Origin of the sequence: Furfurilactobacillus rossiae (assembly GCF_013394005.1) — a bacterium.
Lineage (GTDB): Bacteria > Bacillota > Bacilli > Lactobacillales > Lactobacillaceae > Furfurilactobacillus > Furfurilactobacillus rossiae.
Map to the genome: position 1 here is coordinate 924696 of NZ_CP040586.1, position 18413 is coordinate 943108.

Annotated in this window: 18 protein-coding genes; 15 read left to right on the forward strand and 3 right to left on the reverse strand. The window is 44.0% G+C overall.

What is annotated here, in order from left to right; translation table 11 throughout:
* Nucleotides 1-75 precede the first annotated feature (75 nt).
* The 12 genes from LROSL1_RS04365 to LROSL1_RS04425 all read left to right on the forward strand — a co-directional run bounded on the left by LROSL1_RS04365 (nucleotide 76) and on the right by LROSL1_RS04425 (nucleotide 9164).
* A complete protein-coding gene (locus LROSL1_RS04365) occupies nucleotides 76-1020 on the forward strand; it encodes a DNA-directed RNA polymerase subunit alpha (RefSeq protein ID WP_017262675.1) in 945 nt (314 codons plus the stop codon).
* Between the two features lie 31 nt (nucleotides 1021-1051).
* Nucleotides 1052-1435, forward strand: a complete 384-nt coding sequence (gene rplQ / locus LROSL1_RS04370; protein WP_017262676.1) for a 50S ribosomal protein L17 — start codon at nucleotides 1052-1054, stop codon at nucleotides 1433-1435.
* Between the two features lie 304 nt (nucleotides 1436-1739).
* Nucleotides 1740-2264, forward strand: coding sequence for a hypothetical protein (locus tag LROSL1_RS04375; protein ID WP_178913850.1), 525 nt, complete (start codon nucleotides 1740-1742; stop codon nucleotides 2262-2264).
* Entirely contained in the window at nucleotides 2258-3100 is an 843-nt protein-coding gene (locus LROSL1_RS04380) for an energy-coupling factor ABC transporter ATP-binding protein (protein ID WP_178914919.1), read from the forward strand. The genes LROSL1_RS04375 and LROSL1_RS04380 overlap by 7 nt, the downstream gene beginning before the upstream one ends.
* Nucleotides 3076-3939 carry an energy-coupling factor ABC transporter ATP-binding protein gene (locus LROSL1_RS04385; protein ID WP_178913851.1) on the forward strand — a complete coding sequence of 288 codons (864 nt, stop codon included), beginning with the start codon at nucleotides 3076-3078 and terminating at the stop codon, nucleotides 3937-3939. The genes LROSL1_RS04380 and LROSL1_RS04385 overlap by 25 nt, the downstream gene beginning before the upstream one ends.
* Nucleotides 3939-4739, forward strand: a complete 801-nt coding sequence (locus LROSL1_RS04390) for an energy-coupling factor transporter transmembrane component T family protein (RefSeq protein ID WP_178913852.1) — start codon at nucleotides 3939-3941, stop codon at nucleotides 4737-4739. The genes LROSL1_RS04385 and LROSL1_RS04390 overlap by 1 nt, the downstream gene beginning before the upstream one ends.
* Nucleotides 4740-4770: 31 nt before the next feature.
* On the forward strand, nucleotides 4771-5553 hold the full coding sequence (gene truA / locus LROSL1_RS04395) for a tRNA pseudouridine(38-40) synthase TruA (protein WP_178913853.1): 783 nt from the start codon (nucleotides 4771-4773) through the stop codon (nucleotides 5551-5553).
* 108 nt (nucleotides 5554-5661) lie between these two features.
* Complete coding sequence (gene rplM, locus LROSL1_RS04400; protein WP_017262682.1) at nucleotides 5662-6105, forward strand: 50S ribosomal protein L13; 444 nt, start codon at nucleotides 5662-5664, stop codon at nucleotides 6103-6105.
* A gap of 13 nt (nucleotides 6106-6118) precedes the next feature.
* Nucleotides 6119-6511 carry a 30S ribosomal protein S9 gene (gene rpsI, locus LROSL1_RS04405; RefSeq protein ID WP_017262683.1) on the forward strand — a complete coding sequence of 131 codons (393 nt, stop codon included), beginning with the start codon at nucleotides 6119-6121 and terminating at the stop codon, nucleotides 6509-6511.
* A 489-nt stretch (nucleotides 6512-7000) separates the two neighbouring features.
* On the forward strand, nucleotides 7001-7237 hold the full coding sequence (locus tag LROSL1_RS04415; protein ID WP_225440554.1) for a helix-turn-helix transcriptional regulator: 237 nt from the start codon (nucleotides 7001-7003) through the stop codon (nucleotides 7235-7237).
* A 142-nt stretch (nucleotides 7238-7379) separates the two neighbouring features.
* Entirely contained in the window at nucleotides 7380-7898 is a 519-nt protein-coding gene (locus LROSL1_RS04420; protein ID WP_178913855.1) for a DUF2892 domain-containing protein, read from the forward strand.
* Nucleotides 7899-7931: 33 nt separating this feature from the next.
* Nucleotides 7932-9164, forward strand: a complete 1233-nt coding sequence (locus LROSL1_RS04425) for a hypothetical protein (RefSeq protein ID WP_178913856.1) — start codon at nucleotides 7932-7934, stop codon at nucleotides 9162-9164.
* Nucleotides 9165-9321: 157 nt separating this feature from the next.
* Here LROSL1_RS04425 and LROSL1_RS04430 read toward each other — a convergent pair whose 3' ends face one another.
* Nucleotides 9322-11934, reverse strand: a complete 2613-nt coding sequence (locus LROSL1_RS04430; protein ID WP_178913857.1) for an ABC transporter permease — start codon at nucleotides 11932-11934, stop codon at nucleotides 9322-9324.
* A gap of 6 nt (nucleotides 11935-11940) precedes the next feature.
* On the reverse strand, nucleotides 11941-12642 hold the full coding sequence (locus LROSL1_RS04435; RefSeq protein WP_178913858.1) for an ABC transporter ATP-binding protein: 702 nt from the start codon (nucleotides 12640-12642) through the stop codon (nucleotides 11941-11943).
* Nucleotides 12643-12795: 153 nt separating this feature from the next.
* On the opposite strand from LROSL1_RS04435, the gene LROSL1_RS04440 reads away from it, so the two are divergent.
* Nucleotides 12796-14208 (forward strand): amino acid permease, encoded by a 1413-nt coding sequence (locus LROSL1_RS04440; RefSeq protein ID WP_017262693.1) that lies wholly within the window; start codon nucleotides 12796-12798, stop codon nucleotides 14206-14208.
* A gap of 81 nt (nucleotides 14209-14289) precedes the next feature.
* On the opposite strand, the gene LROSL1_RS04445 is transcribed toward LROSL1_RS04440, so the two are convergent.
* Nucleotides 14290-15243 (reverse strand): NAD(P)-dependent oxidoreductase, encoded by a 954-nt coding sequence (locus LROSL1_RS04445; protein WP_178913859.1) that lies wholly within the window; start codon nucleotides 15241-15243, stop codon nucleotides 14290-14292.
* Nucleotides 15244-15601: 358 nt separating this feature from the next.
* On the opposite strand from LROSL1_RS04445, the gene LROSL1_RS04450 reads away from it, so the two are divergent.
* Both LROSL1_RS04450 and cydB read left to right on the forward strand, forming a co-directional pair.
* A complete protein-coding gene (locus LROSL1_RS04450) occupies nucleotides 15602-17080 on the forward strand; it encodes a cytochrome ubiquinol oxidase subunit I (RefSeq protein WP_017262695.1) in 1479 nt (492 codons plus the stop codon).
* The gene (gene cydB, locus LROSL1_RS04455) at nucleotides 17073-18071 is read left to right on the forward strand and encodes a cytochrome d ubiquinol oxidase subunit II (protein WP_017262696.1); all 999 of its coding nucleotides are present in this window, start codon (nucleotides 17073-17075) and stop codon (nucleotides 18069-18071) included. The genes LROSL1_RS04450 and cydB overlap by 8 nt, the downstream gene beginning before the upstream one ends.
* Nucleotides 18072-18413 lie beyond the last annotated feature (342 nt).

Here is an 18413-nt window from a genome sequence, read left to right on the forward strand (position 1 = left end):
TGATGACATCACTTATTTGGAGTGATGAACATTCATTAATTAACAAGACGAGTTTTGAAAGGGGTAAACAAAAGAATGATCGAATTTGAAAAGCCAAATATTCACAAAATCGATGAAAGTAACAACTATGGGAAGTTCATCGTTGAACCACTTGAACGTGGTTACGGAACAACATTAGGAAATTCGTTACGTCGGATTTTGCTTTCATCTTTGCCTGGTGCTGCTGTCACCAGTATTCAAATCGATGGTGTACTTCACGAGTTCTCAACTGTTGAGGGTGTCGTTGAAGATGTTACACAAATCATCTTGAATATGAAAAAGGTTTCTTTGAAGATGGCGACCGATGAAGAAAAGGGAATGGACATCGACGTTAAGGGTCCTGCGACTGTCACTGCTGGTGATATTCAAACGGATGCTGATGTTGAAGTTATGAACCCTGATCTTTACATCTGCACGGTAGCAGACGGTGCCACTTTCCACATGCACTTAACTGCAAACAAGGGCCGTGGATACGTTTCAGCTGATGAAAACAAAGCTCGTCAGGATGATATGCCAATTGGTGTATTACCAATCGATTCCATTTATACCCCAATCGAACGTGTCAACTACCAGGTTGAAAACACACGTGTTGGTCAACGTGATGACTATGACAAGCTGACATTAGACGTTTGGACTGATGGTTCAATTACGCCTAGTGAAGCAATTAGTCTTGCTGCGAAGATTCTAACTGAACACCTTGCAATGTTTGTTGATTTGACAGATACGGCTAAGAATGCCGAAATCATGGTCGAAAAAGAAGAAACACACAAGGAAAAGATGCTCGAAATGACCATCGAAGAGTTAGACTTGTCTGTTCGTTCGTATAACTGTTTGAAACGTGCTGGTATCAACACGGTTCAAGAGCTGACGGATCGTACTGAAGCCGACATGATGAAGGTTCGTAACCTTGGTCGTAAGTCACTTGAAGAAGTTAAGGCAAAATTGGCTGGCTTAGGTCTTTCTTTGAAACAAGAAGACTAGTCGGACTTATCAACAAAAGGAGGGTTCAAGCATGGGCTACCGTAAATTACAACGTACTAGTTCACAACGTAAGGCTTTGTTACGCGATTTAACAACCAGTTTGATTGTTAATGGCCGGATCGAAACAACCGAAGCACGCGCCAAGGAAGTTCGTAAGACCACAGATCAAATGATTACTTGGGGTAAGCAAGGCGACTTGCATGCTCGTCGTGAAGCAGCTGCTTTCGTTCGTGATGTTGTTGCAGATGTCAAAGAAGACGGTGACAACGTTAAAGCGCAAACTGCATTGCAAAAGTTATTTGATGACTTAGCACCTAAGTTTGCTGAACGTAATGGTGGTTACACTCGGATGTACAAGACTATGCCTCGTCGTGGCGATGCTGCGCAAATGGTTATCTTGGAATTCGTTGACTAATCATTATCTGTTCAATGGTAGTCTGAATAGCTACCCTAAATATATCGACGGATATATTTAGTATTTGAATATTCAAAATAATCACTAGTGTCAATGGTATAAAGCGTTATGATGATGGCGATCGCGTTCGCCCAGTCTAGCTTGAATGAGTATTTTACTCGTGCCGTGATGCTAAGTGATTTTTTTGTACATAGAATTAATTGATTACACGAGTTTACTAGTGGTTTCATCGTTGCTTGCGTATTGGTCTAGTTTTCGCTAAAATAGTGCGGTATTATTCGTTTTATAATGAGGTGAAGACTGAGTGCAAACCAAACATGCGAAGTTAATTACGGGTCTTGTAGTTGTCTTACTGGCAGTGCTTGCACTCGGGGCAACCGCTATTACAACTATTAACGCTCAACGACGTCACGAAGAACATGAATCACGTTTGCGTCGGCTAAGTGAGCGAGCGGCCAAGGTATTACCTAAAGAAGCATTTAAACCTGGCGCATATACGTTGAGTGAAAGTCATTACGTTGACGGCTACCACGTGTTCGCTGTTGTTAACGTTGATGAACATGGACAACTTGTCAATGTCGCTTTTAATCAACTTGATCAATTTGGATTGAATAATCCAGCGACTGCAACCGATATTACCCGCTGGAATACGGCACTGCTTAAAGAACCTAATGTCGCAAAACTGTCTTTAAAACACGGTAATAAACAGTGTTTTCAGTTATATCAAAATTATATGGGGCGTTTGATTCACGCTGCACATACCGGCGAACAACACCAGTTTAAAATTAACAACCATGCCAATACGGCAGGAAGTGAGGGAACATCGTGACAAAGATCATTTCAGTTAACGATTTATCTTATCAATATCCCGATGCAGACCGGCCTACATTAAATCATATTTCCTTTGAGGTGAATGCCGGAGAGTGGGTGGCTATCGTTGGCCATAATGGCAGTGGTAAGAGTACTTTAGTTCGTGCTTTGGATGGACTTATTGATTTTAAATCAGGAACAGTTACTGTAGCTGGAACAAAGTTGTCACCAGAATCAGTTTGGTTGGTACGTGAACACATAGGCATGGTGTTTCAGAACCCGGACAATCAGTTTGTTGGCGCCACGGTGGCCGATGATGTGGCCTTCGGCTTGGAAAATGCGGGGGTACCGCGTCCTGAGATGCAACAACGTGTTCAAGACGCTCTAGAAGCTGTCGATATGTGGCAGTTTGCAGAACGTGAGCCCAGCCGGTTGTCAGGCGGGCAAAAGCAACGGGTGGCCCTAGCAGGAATCATTGCGATGAACCCCAGTATTATTGTATTGGATGAGGCAACTAGTATGCTGGATCCTCACGGGCGGCAGACGGTGTTGTCTGTATTGCAACATCTTCGTCGTTCTAATCAAGCACCGACCATTTTATCAATCACTCATGATTTAAGTGAGGCCGCACAAGCGCAACGACTGCTAGTTATGGATAACGGCCAGTTGATTAGTGAAGGGACACCGCGGGCTATTTTCAGTGACGAACAATTACTTGAGTCCACGGGGCTAGACTTACCTTTTAGCACAAAATTGAGCCAACAATTGGCTAAACAAGGACTAATTGCCCCGAAACAGTACTTAACAGACGACGAGTTGGAGGACTGGTTATGGCAATCACATTTGACCATGTAAACTATATGTACCAACCTAACTCGCCGTTTGAGGCGGTTGGGTTAAGCGATGTTAGTTTCACTGTTCCTAGTGAGTCGTTTACCGCGATTATTGGTCACACAGGGAGTGGCAAAAGTACGCTGGTTCAGCACTTAAATGGTCTACTTAAACCCACAAGTGGCACGGTCACGGTGGATGATTTCCAGTTAACTGCTAAAACAACAAATAAACACCTGAAGTCACTTCATCAACATGTTGGTATGGTGTTTCAATTCCCTGAAAATCAGTTGTTTGATCAAACAGTGGAGCGTGACATCGCGTTTGGTCCGCTCAACTTTGGATTCAATAATGAAGAGGCGATGAGTTTGGCACATCAGGCAGCTCGTGACGTTGGGCTACCGGATGAGTTGTTAAACCGGTCACCATTTGAGTTGTCTGGCGGACAGATGCGGCGCGTTGCCATTGCTGGCGTTTTGGCTAGTCAGCCGCGTGTGCTTGTTTTGGATGAACCAACGGCTGGGTTGGACCCACGCGGACGGGCTGAAATGATGGCGATGTTTGCCAAACTAAAGGCTGATCAACACCTGACGGTTATCTTGGTTACACACCAAATGGATGATGTTGCTGACTATGCGGATCAGGCACTAGTGATGGCACATAGTAACCTGATTAAGGCGGGCACACCTGCTGAAATTTTTGCCGATCCTGAATGGGTAAAAGCACAACAATTGGCGTTGCCAACAGCTGCTAATTTTGCACAACACTTAGTGACTCGTGGCTTTGAATTTGACTCGTTGCCGTTAACGGCTGAGCAACTGGCAATACAGCTGCGTGGTCAGTTACCGAAGGAGGGACGTTAATGCTTGAGCAACTTACGCTCGGACGTTATATTCCCGGCCATTCATGGTTACATCGGCTAGATCCACGAGCTAAGTTGGTGTTGGCTTGTTATTTTATTGTGATCGCTTTTTTAACCACAAATTGGTTAACTTATGTGCTGATGTTTGCCTTTATCGGTGGCGTTATCTTTTTAACAGGACTAAGCTTCAGCTATTTTGTGCGGGGCATTGGGCCGCTGATTTGGTTAATTGTGTTTACGGCAATTTTGCAATTACTGTTTACACCAGGCGGGCACATTTACTGGCATTGGGGTATTTTAATGATTACCTCAACGGGGATTCAAACGTCCACAGCAGTTTTCTTACGTTTTCTGTTAATTATAACGATGGCAACGGTGCTCACGTTGACGACGGCACCATTGGCGATTGCGGACGGCGTAGAAGCGCTTTTGCGACCACTGCGGGTTATTCACTTCCCAGTGGCCCAAACGGCTCTTATGCTCTCTGTGGCGCTTCGGTTTGTACCGACCTTGTTGGATGAAGCACAGACAATTATGAATGCCCAGCGCGCACGTGGCGTGGAGTTTAATAATGGTGGTTTAATCAAGCGTTTGAGGGCAATTGTCCCCTTGTTGATTCCGCTTTTTGTCGGGGCCATTGGACGAGCCGACGATTTGGCAACGGCCATGGAGTCACGTGGTTACCAAGGAGCCACCAACCGCACGCGTTACAGGGTATTGAAGTGGCATAACGCCGATACGGTAGCAGTTGTCGTCATTCTTGTGTTAAATGTTGTTCTCGTCGTGTTGCGCCACATGTAAGCATGCTTCTAGAAAAACAAGGAGGTCGGTAATGAGTCAACGCTACAAAGTTGTTATTGAATATGACGGTACTGATTTTGCCGGCTTTCAGGTTCAGCCGCATCAGCGGACCATTGAATCCGTTTTAACCAAAGTGGTAAATCAGATTGCAAAAAATCCTCAACCAGCCATTCAGGTATTTGGATCGGGGAGAACTGACGCTGGGGTACATGCTCATGGGCAGGTGATCCACTTTGATTTGCCAAAGTCGATTCCGGCCCATAATTTACGATTAGCACTCAATAGTATGTTTCCGCTTGATATGGCAGTAGTGAGTGTGGAAGAGGTTGATGATACATTTCATGCCCGTTTTTCAACACATGGCAAACGTTATCGTTACATCGTTTCCAACACACCGTTTGTCGATCCATTCAAACGGAACTATACTGGACACTATAAATATCCGTTAAACCTCGACAGGATGCAGGCGGCGAGCCATGATTTGATTGGTGAACATGATTTCACCAGTTTTGTGGCCTCAGGTAGCCAAGCTAAGTCAAATATACGAATGATTTATGATGTTCAAGTCCACGAACGGCCTGAAGATCATGAATTTGTGTTTGATTTTTACGGCAGTGGTTTTCTCTATAATCAAGTTCGGATTATGGTAGCGTTGCTGTTACAAATTGGTAATGGTCGTCGTCCGGTTAATGACATTCCACGGGTGCTGGCGGCTAAAGACCGTGAGGAAGCGCGTGAAACGGCACCGGCTAGCGGTTTGTATCTGGAATCTGTGCTGTATGACAAACACGTTTCAGATGAAAATAACAATTGACTTATGAGGGGCAGGACAGTACACTATTACTTGGTATTGTTTGCCCCACGATAAGCCCCGGAAAGTTTTATCGAGTGTCAAACAGACAAGAAATTGGAGGAAAATACCGTGCGTACAACATATTTAGCAAAACCAGGTGAAGTAGACCGTAAATGGTACGTGGTTGACGCCACAGACGTTCCTTTGGGACGCTTAAGTTCAGTCGTTGCTTCTATTCTTCGAGGCAAGAACAAGCCAACATTTACCCCTAATGTGGATACGGGTGACTTTGTCATTGTTCTTAATGCTTCAAAAGTGGGCTTGACTGGTAAGAAAGCCACAAACAAGATTTACTATCACCACTCAAACCATCCAGGTGGTTTGAAGTCACGCACTGCAGGTAACTTTCGTGATGAAAACCCAATTCGGTTGATTGAAACTTCCGTTAAGGGCATGTTGCCAGCAGGTACGCTTGGTCACAAACAACTGCTTAAGCTTCACGTTTATGCAGGTGACCAACATGATCAAGCTGCACAACAGCCAGAAGTTTTGGATATTACTAAATTAATCTAAGGGGGAAATCACATTGGCTACTGTTCAATACGCCGGCACAGGTCGTCGGAAAAACTCAGTTGCTCGGGTTCGTTTAGTTCCCGGCACTGGTAAAATTACCATGAATGGTAAGGATATTGAAGACTACATTCCATTCGCTAACTTGCGTGAAGTGGTTGTTCAACCATTTGCTGCAACAGAAACGACTGGTAATTACGATGTTATGGTTAACGTCAATGGTGGTGGCTTCTCCGGTCAAGCCGGTGCCACTCGTCACGGTATTGCCCGTGCTTTACTGACGGTTGACCCTGATTTCCGTTCAGCTCTGAAGAGCGCAGGTCTCTTGACTCGTGATGCTCGGATGAAGGAACGGAAGAAGCCCGGTCTTAAAAAGGCCCGTAAAGCTTCACAATTTTCAAAGCGTTAATCTTATCATTATCGACTTTGGATTCAAAAAGAACCTGCCAATTGGCGGGTTCTTTTTTTGTTTTGAATAGGATTAGTTAAATTTTCAATCAGCTCTTATTTATATAATTCTTTGTCCAGTTATTCATTTCCTGAGTGGCAATTGTGTTTAGATCAATCTTTAAGTAATCCGTTAATGCGAACAGTGCTGGTAACGAAATTCGATTCGGAAGTGGTGTATTGGGGTTTTCATACCTGGAAAGCATACTCGATGATAAAGAAACATGATAAACATTTTCAATTTTTCTTACTAGATCCATTTGACTCATTCCGTGTTGCAAACGTGCCTTTTTAATTGCTTCGGGTAGCATAGTAGACCTCATTTCTTTTCATGTGATATGAATAGTTTAACGTTAATGAGGCGTTTTTAGTACAAATGTCGCATCTGCACTTAATTAGGCTTGCAATTGTTAATAAAATTATGTATTCTCTCCTTAAAAGGAGAGAATAGATGATGAAAAAAATTAATCAGTCACTCTCTCAGCCAAACGACCAATTGCCGCCTTTGTTAGTACTGGGATATTTAAAAGCACATCACATAACTCAAGACGAAGTTGCAGAAATATTGGGGGTCAATCGGACAACGGTGAATAGAAAATTAAACAATAATGGCACATTTACGGTAAAAGAAGCACAAATTTTAAATCGAAAATTGAGAATTCCATTACAGTTGTTTTTTAGCGAGTAAGTGTGTCAGGGGAGGAGGAAATATGGTTAACAAAAGGGATTGGCCGTGGTTAATTTTGTCTGATGGGCCGTAACGAAGATAAATGAAAAATTGTTTGAATATATTTATTTAGTTTAAAGTTTTAGATAATGAGGGGAAAATAATGTCCGAAAATCAAAATGATACTACCAATAAAAGCTTTTCTGTTAGTTTAGTTGCGCCTTGGGTTAAGGGAAATATGTTTGTCGATAATGATTTTTTTCATGTTGATATACCTAATACGGTACTGTTTGGCATGGTACCGGCAGGCAGACAACGTGATACATCACCACTTAATACCATTTCAAATGTTTATACGTCCAATTCATATAAGCTGGGTCGTATTTTTCTAGGCGGTTTGATTGCTTTGGGTGGTATTGCTAGCATTGGATCCTCAGCAGTCACAGGAATTATTTTGATATTGCTCGGGTTCGCAATTTTGGGTAGCGGTATTCTTACGACGTTTGCATATGAACGCTCTGGTGTTGAAAAGCAAGTTTCATTGCCATTTTTTGAAGCAAATCATAGCAAAGAATTGGAACAACAACTAACAGAAGCGTTAAGTGCATTTCAGTCTTCACGCAATGTCACAGCTAATACACAGCAAATCATTGAGGCGATGAATAAACAGCACGAAAAGTAATGGAAATTACAACCATAGTTTTAGGAGACGAATATGTCCAAAAATCAAGTTAGTGATCGTTTAAAAAAAGTGAGTCGAAAAACATGGACGATTGCTGGAATTATTGTTTTAATTGCTGGTGTCTTAGCAATTTACCTGACAACACGAAAAGTAAACGTGTTAACATCCAGCAATGCTAATGTTACATTTAACGGATATAATAAATCCGGTGTTGCAAATTATAATGATCAGTCCATTGAAGAAGCAATTATTAAGGCCGATGCCAAAAAAGTTAATCTTGGAGATTATTGGACTAATCGTATTGTCAGTGGTCAAATTACATGGAATGATATTTTAAACAGTAGAGAAAACGTCGATAATATCGACTCAGATGATCTAGATAAACTATCGAAGATTGGTACATGGCTTAGAGAAACAAATGTGAGTGTGACTCCAAGCGAAGGTTTATCTAATGGTGATCAAGTAAAGCTTTCTGTGTCAACAGGACATGACAATTCAAATCCGGTTAAAAGTACTTCAAAAAAATATCGAGTACACGGTTTGAAAAGTGTTAAGAATGAATCAACGGAGTCAATTTTACAGTCTTTCAAAATATCTTTTGTTGGTTTTAATTCGAAGGGTCAAACCATTATTAGTAGCAATGGCAAATATGGAGATATTAGCAATTTGCATGTTGCCAAAAATGGTTCATTGAGCAATGGTGACAAAATTAAAATTAAATTGCCCAATGCAGTATTTACGAAGGCTGGCGTTGCTTATCATGGATCTCATACCTTAACTGCCACTGTCAGTGGACTGAAGGATTTAACCAAAATTGATAACGTTGATGCAGTTAAGAGCGTGACGGATTCAATAGAATCTGATCGATACAAGAGTGATGACTCCATTCAATACACAAGTACTTTTATAAATATGTATGCGACGCCACAGGACTCTAGTGATGATTCATTTGGTGGCTTGTACTCCAGCAACTCAAATCAATCTACGAGTTCATATGTCTCTGTAAATGATGATTCTGCCTCAAAAACGGAGGGTAATAAAGTGACGATTACCGCGTTATACAAGGTGGAAGACACATTGTCGGGGAGTGGTAATTCAGATGATAGTAAATACGTAGAGGCAACAATCAGCGGTCTCAAATTAAGTAATAATCATTTGAACATTGAAAAGGTTTCTACTAAGGATAATAGCTCCGTTTCAGAAATTAGTAATTCACTGACAACTGAGCAACATAACTTGTCCGCCACGGGTGTCAAAATTAAGTAAACCTTGTATACGATCTTTTATCATATAATGTCATGGATAGTTTTCGTTAATCTAATGCCGCTAATATTCTTCGCACACTAGAAAAGAACTCGCCAAAAATGGTGAGTTCTTTTTTTGCGACTGAAAAAATGCGATTTTAAAATTTAAGCTTATTCTGTCAGTCCGTAGCCTTCAACGCCGACACCATGTCCACACGCTTCAAGCGTCGGTGGGTGAACCAGATGACGATTGCTGTGAAAAGCGCCATTAGAATGGCAGCAATGATATAACCTGGCCAATGGATGACTAGTGGGAACATCACCTGGGCCGTCGTCGCCTGTTTTAAAATATACCAAGTTAGGGCATTTCCGATGCCGTAGCCTAAAATGACACCCACAATCGTGAGGACAATGTTTTCACGGGCAACGTACATCGTGACCTCTCGATCATAAAAGCCTAAAACCTTTACTGTTGATAACTCACGAATTCGTTCTGAAACATTAATGTTTGTTAGGTTATACATCACGACAAACGATAATAGTCCTGACATCACAATGAAAATGACGACCACAGGATCCAGCGTGGCGGACATGTTATCAATTGTGGTTCTTTGATCCGCAACGAAACTTGTGCCACGAACCGCACCAGATTGTAACAGTTGGTGCGCAAGGCGATTTCGTTGTTTGCTCGACTGTGCATTCAGTTTGACAAAAAGCGCGTTGCTGTTGGTGGTTTTATGCCAGACATGTTGATAGGCGGCGGGGCTCAGGCAAAGGTAGTCGCCGATATAATTCTTTGTAATGGCTGCCACCTTTATCGACCGATTGGTAGCTGACGTAAGGTTTACGTTGATACTGTCGCCTACATGAGCTCCCAGTAGAGTCGCTGTTTTCTGTGATAATATGGCGCCACGTTTCGGCAGTACAATTTTACTGCCTCCTGGTGTTGCGAGACGGACATAATCTGCGAAGTCAGCTGTTTGGGGGATGAAGACATTAACTGAGGAGACACTTTCATCTCCATGGCGAATTCTAGCGGTAGTGGCTGCGATGGGGGTGCTCTTTTGGTAGGATTCACTTTGTTGCAACAAACGTTGTGTCTTATTAATGTCAGTATCTGCACCGTGAAGCGATACAACAGCTTGATAACGAACGATATCACGATATTGGCGGGCGCCTGCAGCTGTGATTGAATCGCGAATGCCAAAGCCACATAGGATCAGCGCGCAGCCCCCCGCGATACCGACGACCGACATTACCATGCGACTCTTATAGCGGAACAAATTGCGATAGGACACTTTTTGATTAAAGTTTAGCCGTTGCCACAGTGGTGTAATGCGCTCAAGTAAAATCCGTTTGGCAGACTTAGGCGGCTTAGGCAACATCAAAGCGGCAGGTCCCTCTTGCAGTTCGCGCCAAACAACGAAACCGGCTGCACCAACTGTGGCAACCAGGGAGAAACACAGTGCTAAAAGAATTGACGACCATTCCAAACGGACTATTGCAGACATGGGAATCGTTGAGCTGTACAATGCCAACACGAAGCGTGGAATCGTTTCATTCCCCAGTATGGAACCGATGACACCACCAATCGCACCTGCCATTAAGGCATAAGCGAGATAATTCCGTGCAATGGCCCACTTGCCGTACCCCAATGCTTTAAAGGTGCCAATCTGGGCACGCGCTTCTTCAACCATGCGTGTGATAGTCGTAAAGGTAATGAGGGCCGCGATTAAAAAGAAGAAAACGGGAAAGACATTAGCGATTGCAGCAATTCGGTCACTAGATTCGCCATACGACGAGAACCCCGGCAAATCTGAACGGTCCTGCCAGGTATAATGGGTTTTTGTTTGCTGCTTGATTTTATTTCGAGCGTTTGTCAGTTTGCTCTGGGCAGCATTAATCGAGGCTAGTTGAGTGGTTAATTCAGGAGTTGAGGTCATTGTGCCACCACTTGTTCGTGTCACTTCTTGTTGAGCGGCTTGCAAACGGATCTTAGCCGTCGTGAGCTTAGTTAATTGATCATTAAGTTGTTTCGTCCCATCAACATAGAGTGCATGGCTTCGCTGTTTAGCTCGAGGATTTAAAACTGTTTTGAGTTGCTTCAACTTGCGGTTACGAGCAGTGACGTAATGGTTTGAATAAGTGTCGGTGCCTTGTAAGGTTTTGAACCGGACGGATAGCAGACTAGCCGGCATTTTTAATTGGCTACTTGGCACGGCTGCAAAAAAACGGACTGTGCCATCACCGACATTGGTGACGCCGCGAAGGCCATTATCAATGTATTGAGGTGAGTCGACGAACCCAACAATGGTAAATGTCCGGTGCGGGAGGACTTTGTTTTTACTGAAGGTAAAGTGCTGACTAAGTCGATAGCCATAATCCGTCTTGGCCTTGTTATCAAGCACAATCTGGTTGGCCTGTTCTGGTAGATGGCCGGCGCGAAGCACAAGGCGATTAAGGTTTGTCTTGGCAGAATATCCGTATAGTGCAACGGCAGCGTCGTTGGGACCACCAGTAGCGTATGTGAACTTGGCGGCTTCAGCAGTTGCATCAGACATGGTGTTAGCAGCACGCACATCAGCGTTTGTAAAACCAGTATTAGATAACAGCTGGACGTCGCTCAAATGGCTACGTTGCACTGTGGTGGTCATCGACTCGTTTAATACGGGACCGGTAGCACGAACGCCGACAAAGATGAGACTACCTAGCAAAATGATTAAGATGATGGCGATAAAACGGCCACGCGAGGCCCTTATTTCACGAAATAGGTTTTTAGTCAGTGGTTTCATCGTCTCTCACCACTCAATCTCAGCAATTGGTGTCGGTGCAGGATTGTTAATCACTTCGCGCACGCGGGCATCGTTAATGTGGATGACGCGGTCAGCCATGGCAGCGATTGCTGCATTATGGGTAATAATCAGGACTGTCTTATTGTCACGCCGAGAAGCGTCTTGTAGAAGTTGTAACACCTGCTTACCAGTTTGAAAATCTAGTGCACCTGTTGGTTCATCACATAATAAGAGTTTAGGATTTTTGGCCAATGCGCGTGCAATGGCGACCCGTTGTTGTTCACCACCGGAGAGCTGCGCAGGAAAATTGTCCAAACGTTTGTCCAGGCCGACCTTTTGCAGGGTAGTCTCAGCATCTAGCGCATCGGGCACGATGGAATTTGCTAACTCAACGTTTTCTTTAGTCGTAAGATTAGGCACAAGGTTATAAAACTGAAACACAAAGCCAACTTGGTCGCGTCGATATTGTGTTAATTGCTGATCGGTGAAGCCAGCAATATTCACACCATCAATGAGGACCTCACCTGAAGTTGGCGAATCCATGCCGCCAAGAATGTTGAGGACTGTCGATTTACCAGCGCCACTTGGGCCTAGAATCACAGTAAGCTGGCCTTGTTCACAGGTGAAATTCAAATCGTGGTTGGCGTCAATGGTCGTTTCGCCCATTTGATAGGTTTTGAATTCGTGTCTTACATCAATATATGCCATAAGTGCCTCCTGTAATGATTACCTTTATTATGCCGATGTCATAAAATAGAGACAAGAATAAGCTTTGCCATTGTTTGTTTAAATTGATACACTTTACTAATTGCATTTTACTAATGAGTTTATTACAGTGACTCATGAGAGGGGGCGCCAATAATGGCACAGATTCGCGATTTGTTCGTCAAAAAAGATACGAGCAATGATATTTTAAAACAATCTGGTTTGGAAAAAACGTTATCGGCTTTTAACCTCACGACCATGGGAGTAGGCGCCATTGTTGGGGCCGGGATTTTTATTACGCCCGGAGTCATCGCATCACTTCACGCTGGACCCGCGGGAATGCTGTCATTTGTGCTGGCGGCGTTTGTCTGTGCCTTAGCGGCGCTGTGCTATTCGGAATTTTCATCAACCATTCCGTTGGCCGGCAGTGCTTACACCTATGTTTATACAGTATTTGGTGAGCTGGTTGCGTGGGTGCTGGGCTGGTCACTGGTGTCAGAATATATGTTTTCTGTTTCCTCAGTGGCAACGAGTTGGTCAGCGTACTTTCAAAACATTCTGGCTGGCTTTGGCTGGCGGTTACCAGTCTTCTTACGAGCTGCTCCAGGGACTGCCAGTGTACCAGGTGGTCGTTTTGATTTAATCGCCTTTTTAATTGTCATGATTATTTCCGTGTTGTTACTGGGCGGCGTGCACGAATCGGCACGTGTCAACACGGCGATGGTCGTGCTGAAAATTGCAGTTATTTTGCTTTTTATCGGCGTGGCAGTTTTCTACGTGAAGCCAGCAAACTATCATCCCTTTATGCCGTTCGGTGTTGGTGGGGTCTTTAAAGGGGCAGCGCTAGCCTTTTACGCGTACGTTGGCTTTGATGCTGTGTCTTCAGCAGCCGAAGAAGTTAAACGTCCGCAACGCGACATGCCCATCGGCATTAGCATGTCATTGGTAATTGCGTCTATTTTGTACATTGCGTTGGCGACGGTATTGGTCGGCATCGTGAAGTATACCAAACTGAATGTGGCTGATCCTGTCGCTTTCGCTTTACAGTACCTTCACTTAACAAACTTGTCTGGCATTATTTCACTGGGTGCGATTGTGGGGATGACGACAGTCTTGCTAGTCATGTCCTATGGTGGCACACGACTGATCTTTGCGATTTCCCGCGATGGTCTGTTACCACAACGATTGCACAAGCTGAGCCCGAAAACACATGTGCCAGTATCAAACACCATTCTGTTTGGTTTGTTTGCTGCCGTATTTGCCGCTTTTATTCCTATCAGTTTAGTGTCAGAGCTGGTTAACATTGGGACGCTATTCGCTTTTGCGCTGGTTTCGTTAGGGGTCGTGTTCCTGCGACGCAATCCTGATTTTGCCCACGTTAAGGCAGCTTTCCATGTGCCGTTATATCCATATTTGCCGATTTTGTCATTCATTCTCTGTATTGGCTTAATGCTGATGTTGCAAGTCTTTACATGGATTGCATTTGTGATTTGGCAGGCAGTTGGGCTAACGATTTATGCGATCTATGGTTACCGGCATAGTTTAGCGCGGCAACGATTATATAAATGATTTTATCTGAATAATAATCGTGCATACAAAAAATGAGCCTATGTATCTTACATAAGCTCATTTTTTGTTATCACGATTTAATTAGTAACCAGCTGACAGGTCCACTTGGTTGCGACTGACCAATCCGGTGCTGACAAACGTTTTGAGATTGTCATACAAAATCGGAAAAAGACGCGTATCTAAGTGATCAACAACGCCGGAAACATGCGGCGTTAGCAGAATGTGATCATTAGCCCACAGTGGTGAATTCTTTGGCAACGGTTCTGGGTCCACAACATCCAGCGCGGCGTACTTAACACGGCCCTGCTTTAGGGCATTCAGCAACGCATCATTGACGACAGAAGATCCTCGACCAACGTTGATAAACAAAAGCTTATGGTCTAGCTGATCAAAGAACTGTTGGTTAAAGAAGCCGGTTGTGGCAGGCGTCCCAGGCATCACGTTGATGATGATGTCAGCTTTTGCCAAGCCTTTTTGATAGTCATCGATTGCGTACGTTTCGTCAAAATTATCCGCTGGGTGGCCGGTTCGGTTGACACCGGCGACATAAACATTCATTTGGTGTAGCAAACGCGCAGTTTCGACGGCAATGTGGCCAGTGCTAAAAATAATGGCTGAGGTTTCGTCGGCTACTAACAAGTCGTCTGCGGACTGTTCCCAGAAACGCTCAGGCCGTCGTCGTTCAGCCGTCCAGAGACCACGGGTGAAGTAGAAGATATATCCCAAGATGGCCTGGGCAATTGCTGGACCATGAATCCCACTGGCGTTAGTCACTACGATGTGATGTTGCGCAATTTCTGACAGTGGTAGGTAGTCAACACCAGCAGAAAACGTCTGAATCCACTTCAAATGACTGTGCGGTGCTTTTAAAACAGGCAGACTGATTTCGGCATTCCACCCGTACATAATGGTGATATCGTCCGGTGCGACTTGTTTACGGGCGATGTCATCTGCAGTGACAATATTTACACCCATGTTTCTAACCGTTGAGCGTTGTTGTTCTGATAATGGCATTATTGCTAATAATTGTTCCATCGATGCCGTCCTCCTCTTAATCTGCGACTTACACGAATTTATTATAACGTGACTGAACAAAGATAAGTTAGTTTAAACGATCGTTAAGTCACTTAACAGTATCGTTGTTTAAATGCTGAAAATTAGATGTGAAAATGAAAGTAAATCGTCCTTAAATTTGAAAACTTATTTATCAGTCGATATAATTCGTTGTAGAGAGCGGTTTCATTCAATGGTATTTTTACATAATGTCTTGTTTACAATTGAATTGGCCGCCACATGATAATGCTGACAGCGTTTTGGCTAGTCCACCGAGATGCGGGTTCAGTTTATTTTGTGAAGTTACTCGCAATTATTCTTCATAAAGGGGCGAAGTGCGATGTCAATATTAGGTCTTAGCATTCTTTCGCTAGCTCGCTTTCAATTCGCGATGACAACCGTCTTCCACTTTTTCTTCGTACCGTTTTCAATCGGTTTAGGATTCGTGGTTGCCATCATGGAAACGAACTATGTTATTCAAAAGAAGGACATTTATAAGAAGATGTCTCAGTTTTGGGGCAAAATCTTCTTACTGTCCTTCGCGGTTGGGGTTGTGACTGGGATCATTCAAGAATTCCAGTTCGGGATGAACTGGTCACAGTACTCACGTTTTATGGGTGATATTTTTGGTGCACCACTGGCCATTGAAGCCTTGGCTGCATTCTTCCTGGAATCGACATTCATTGGACTGTGGATGTTTACCTGGGACCGGTTTAAGCCAGTTTGGCACTGTTTGTTTATTTGGCTGACGTCCATTGGTTCGATGCTATCAGCAGTTTGGATCTTGGCCGCCAACTCATTCATGCAGGATCCCGTTGGATATGCATTGAAGACGGTTAATGGTAACACTAAGGCTGTCATGGTTAGTTTTGCTGACGTGGTTAAGAACCCACAATTATGGCTAGAATTGCCTCACGTGCTGTTTGGCGCATTTTTAACAGCTGCCTTTGTCATTGCTGGGTCATCAGCTTGGCGGATCTTAAAGGGCAAGAATATCGAATTCTGGCGCAAGAGTATCAAGATTAGCTTGATTGTAGGTTTAGTTGCTGCTATCGGTGTCACTGCCGTTGGGGATCAGCAAACGCAGTACATCATTAAGAACCAACCAATGAAGTTTGCGGCTACCGAAGGTTTGTACAAAACGACGGGTGACCACGCTTCATGGGCTATTGTTGAAGGGATGGACAACAAGGATCATAAAGTTACCTGGAGCATTGAGATTCCTTATGTTTTGAGTATGTTGTCCTATCACAAGCCGAGTGGTGCCGTTACCGGTGCTAATCCGTTGAACAAGCAGTTGCACAAACAGTATGACAAGAAATTTGGCAAGAATATGAATTACTTTGTTCCGATGCATACTTTGTTCTACAGCTTCCGGATCATGGCCGTTTCTGCAGGGGTCTTTGCTCTGTTAGCCATCTTAGGCTTGTATTGGAACCGCAAGAAGTCTGATCAGATTGTGCGGTATCGTTGGTTTTTGTACATTTTAGGATTATCTCTATGGCTACCGTTCATTGCTAATACAGCTGGTTGGTTTGTCACCGAGCTGGGTCGTTATCCATGGGTTGTTTATGGATTATTGACTATTGCCGATGCAGTATCGCCGCACGTTACGGTTGGCTCATTGCTCTTTAGTAATATTATTTACTTCTTACTGTTTGCCGGCATGGGCGCGGTCATGATTGTTCTGAGCCACCGTGTTCTAGTCGCTGGACCAGATGCTGATTTGCAAAGTGGTTATGGCGTCAATGACGAAGACAAACAGGATACGGATGAGAGTGTTGATCCGTACGCAAAGGGGGCCTTCAACCATGAGTAGCTTACAATTTGTATGGTTCTTGCTCATTGGCCTGCTGTTCGCCATCTTCTTCTTCCTCGAAGGATTCGACTTCGGGGTTGGTATGTCGGTGAACACCTTGGCAAACAATGAGAGCGAACGTAATGCGTTAGTCCGTTCCATCGGACCACATTGGGACGGAAATGAGGTTTACCTGATCACCGCTGGTGGTGCGATGTTTGCATCCTTTGGCGCTTGGTACGCTTCCTTATTTTCCGGTTTCTACGTGATGTTTTTGCTAGTGTTGGTCGCGTTAATCATGCGTGGTGTTTCATTTGAATTCCGAAACGAAATGCGCACTGATTTCTGGCGTCGGTTCTGGGAATGGTCACTGACGATTTCATCGCTTGCTGCACCGTTCTTACTTGGCATGATTTTTACTGATATGGTAAAGGGGATGCCAATCGATGCACAGGGTGATGTCATCGGTCACTTCACTGATTACGTCAACTGGTTCTCTATCGTGGGTGGCGTTGCTGTTGCCTTACTCTGTTACCTTCACGGATTAAACTTTGTCCGTTTGAAGACTGAAGGAACGTTGCGCGAGCGTGCGCGTGCATGGGGCAAGATTTTATATCCTGTTCTATTCGCTGGCGAAGTCGTCTTTGCAATTTTGGTTTACGTCTACACGGATTTCTTCACGAAGAAACCAATTTCAACGTTATTGATTTTAGCTGCCATTGTATTGTTGAGTGTTCTGGCCTACGTGGCGACGTTGAAAGATTGGGAAGTAACGTCCTTCATCAGTGGTGGGTTGACACTACCGGCTGTTGTCATGCTACTATTCGTGGGCTTGTTCCCACGCGTCATGGTAGCCAACAATGCGGCTAACAGCATTCTGATCAAAAATGCGTCAAGTTCAGCATACACATTGAACTTGATGACGTGGATTGCATTATGCATTTTGCCATTTGTCTTGGCCTACCAGATTTGGAGTTACTGGGTCTTTTACAAACGAATTAAGGCAAATTAGTTGTAGGCAAAGTGTGAATAAAACATTATTGTTTAGTTTGAGGCGACTGCTTATTTAACTTGAACTGTGCTGAAGTGTAGCGGGCGAGGGACAGAGTTTCGTGAAAGCAATATTCAGTGGCGAAGGCCACTGAATATTGCGGGACGACCTTCGAGACCTGGTTTGGGGGCTCGAAGTCGAGGTAGAAGACTCCGTGGTTTTCGGAGGCTGAGACCGGTCCCATGAAACGGCGTCCCTCACCAGCGAAACGGCAGTACCATCACTTGAGCGTAATCTTATCCAAACCAAACTAATAGTAATAGATGAAATATTGTAGAAACTGACCGAGATGTTGGGGAAAGT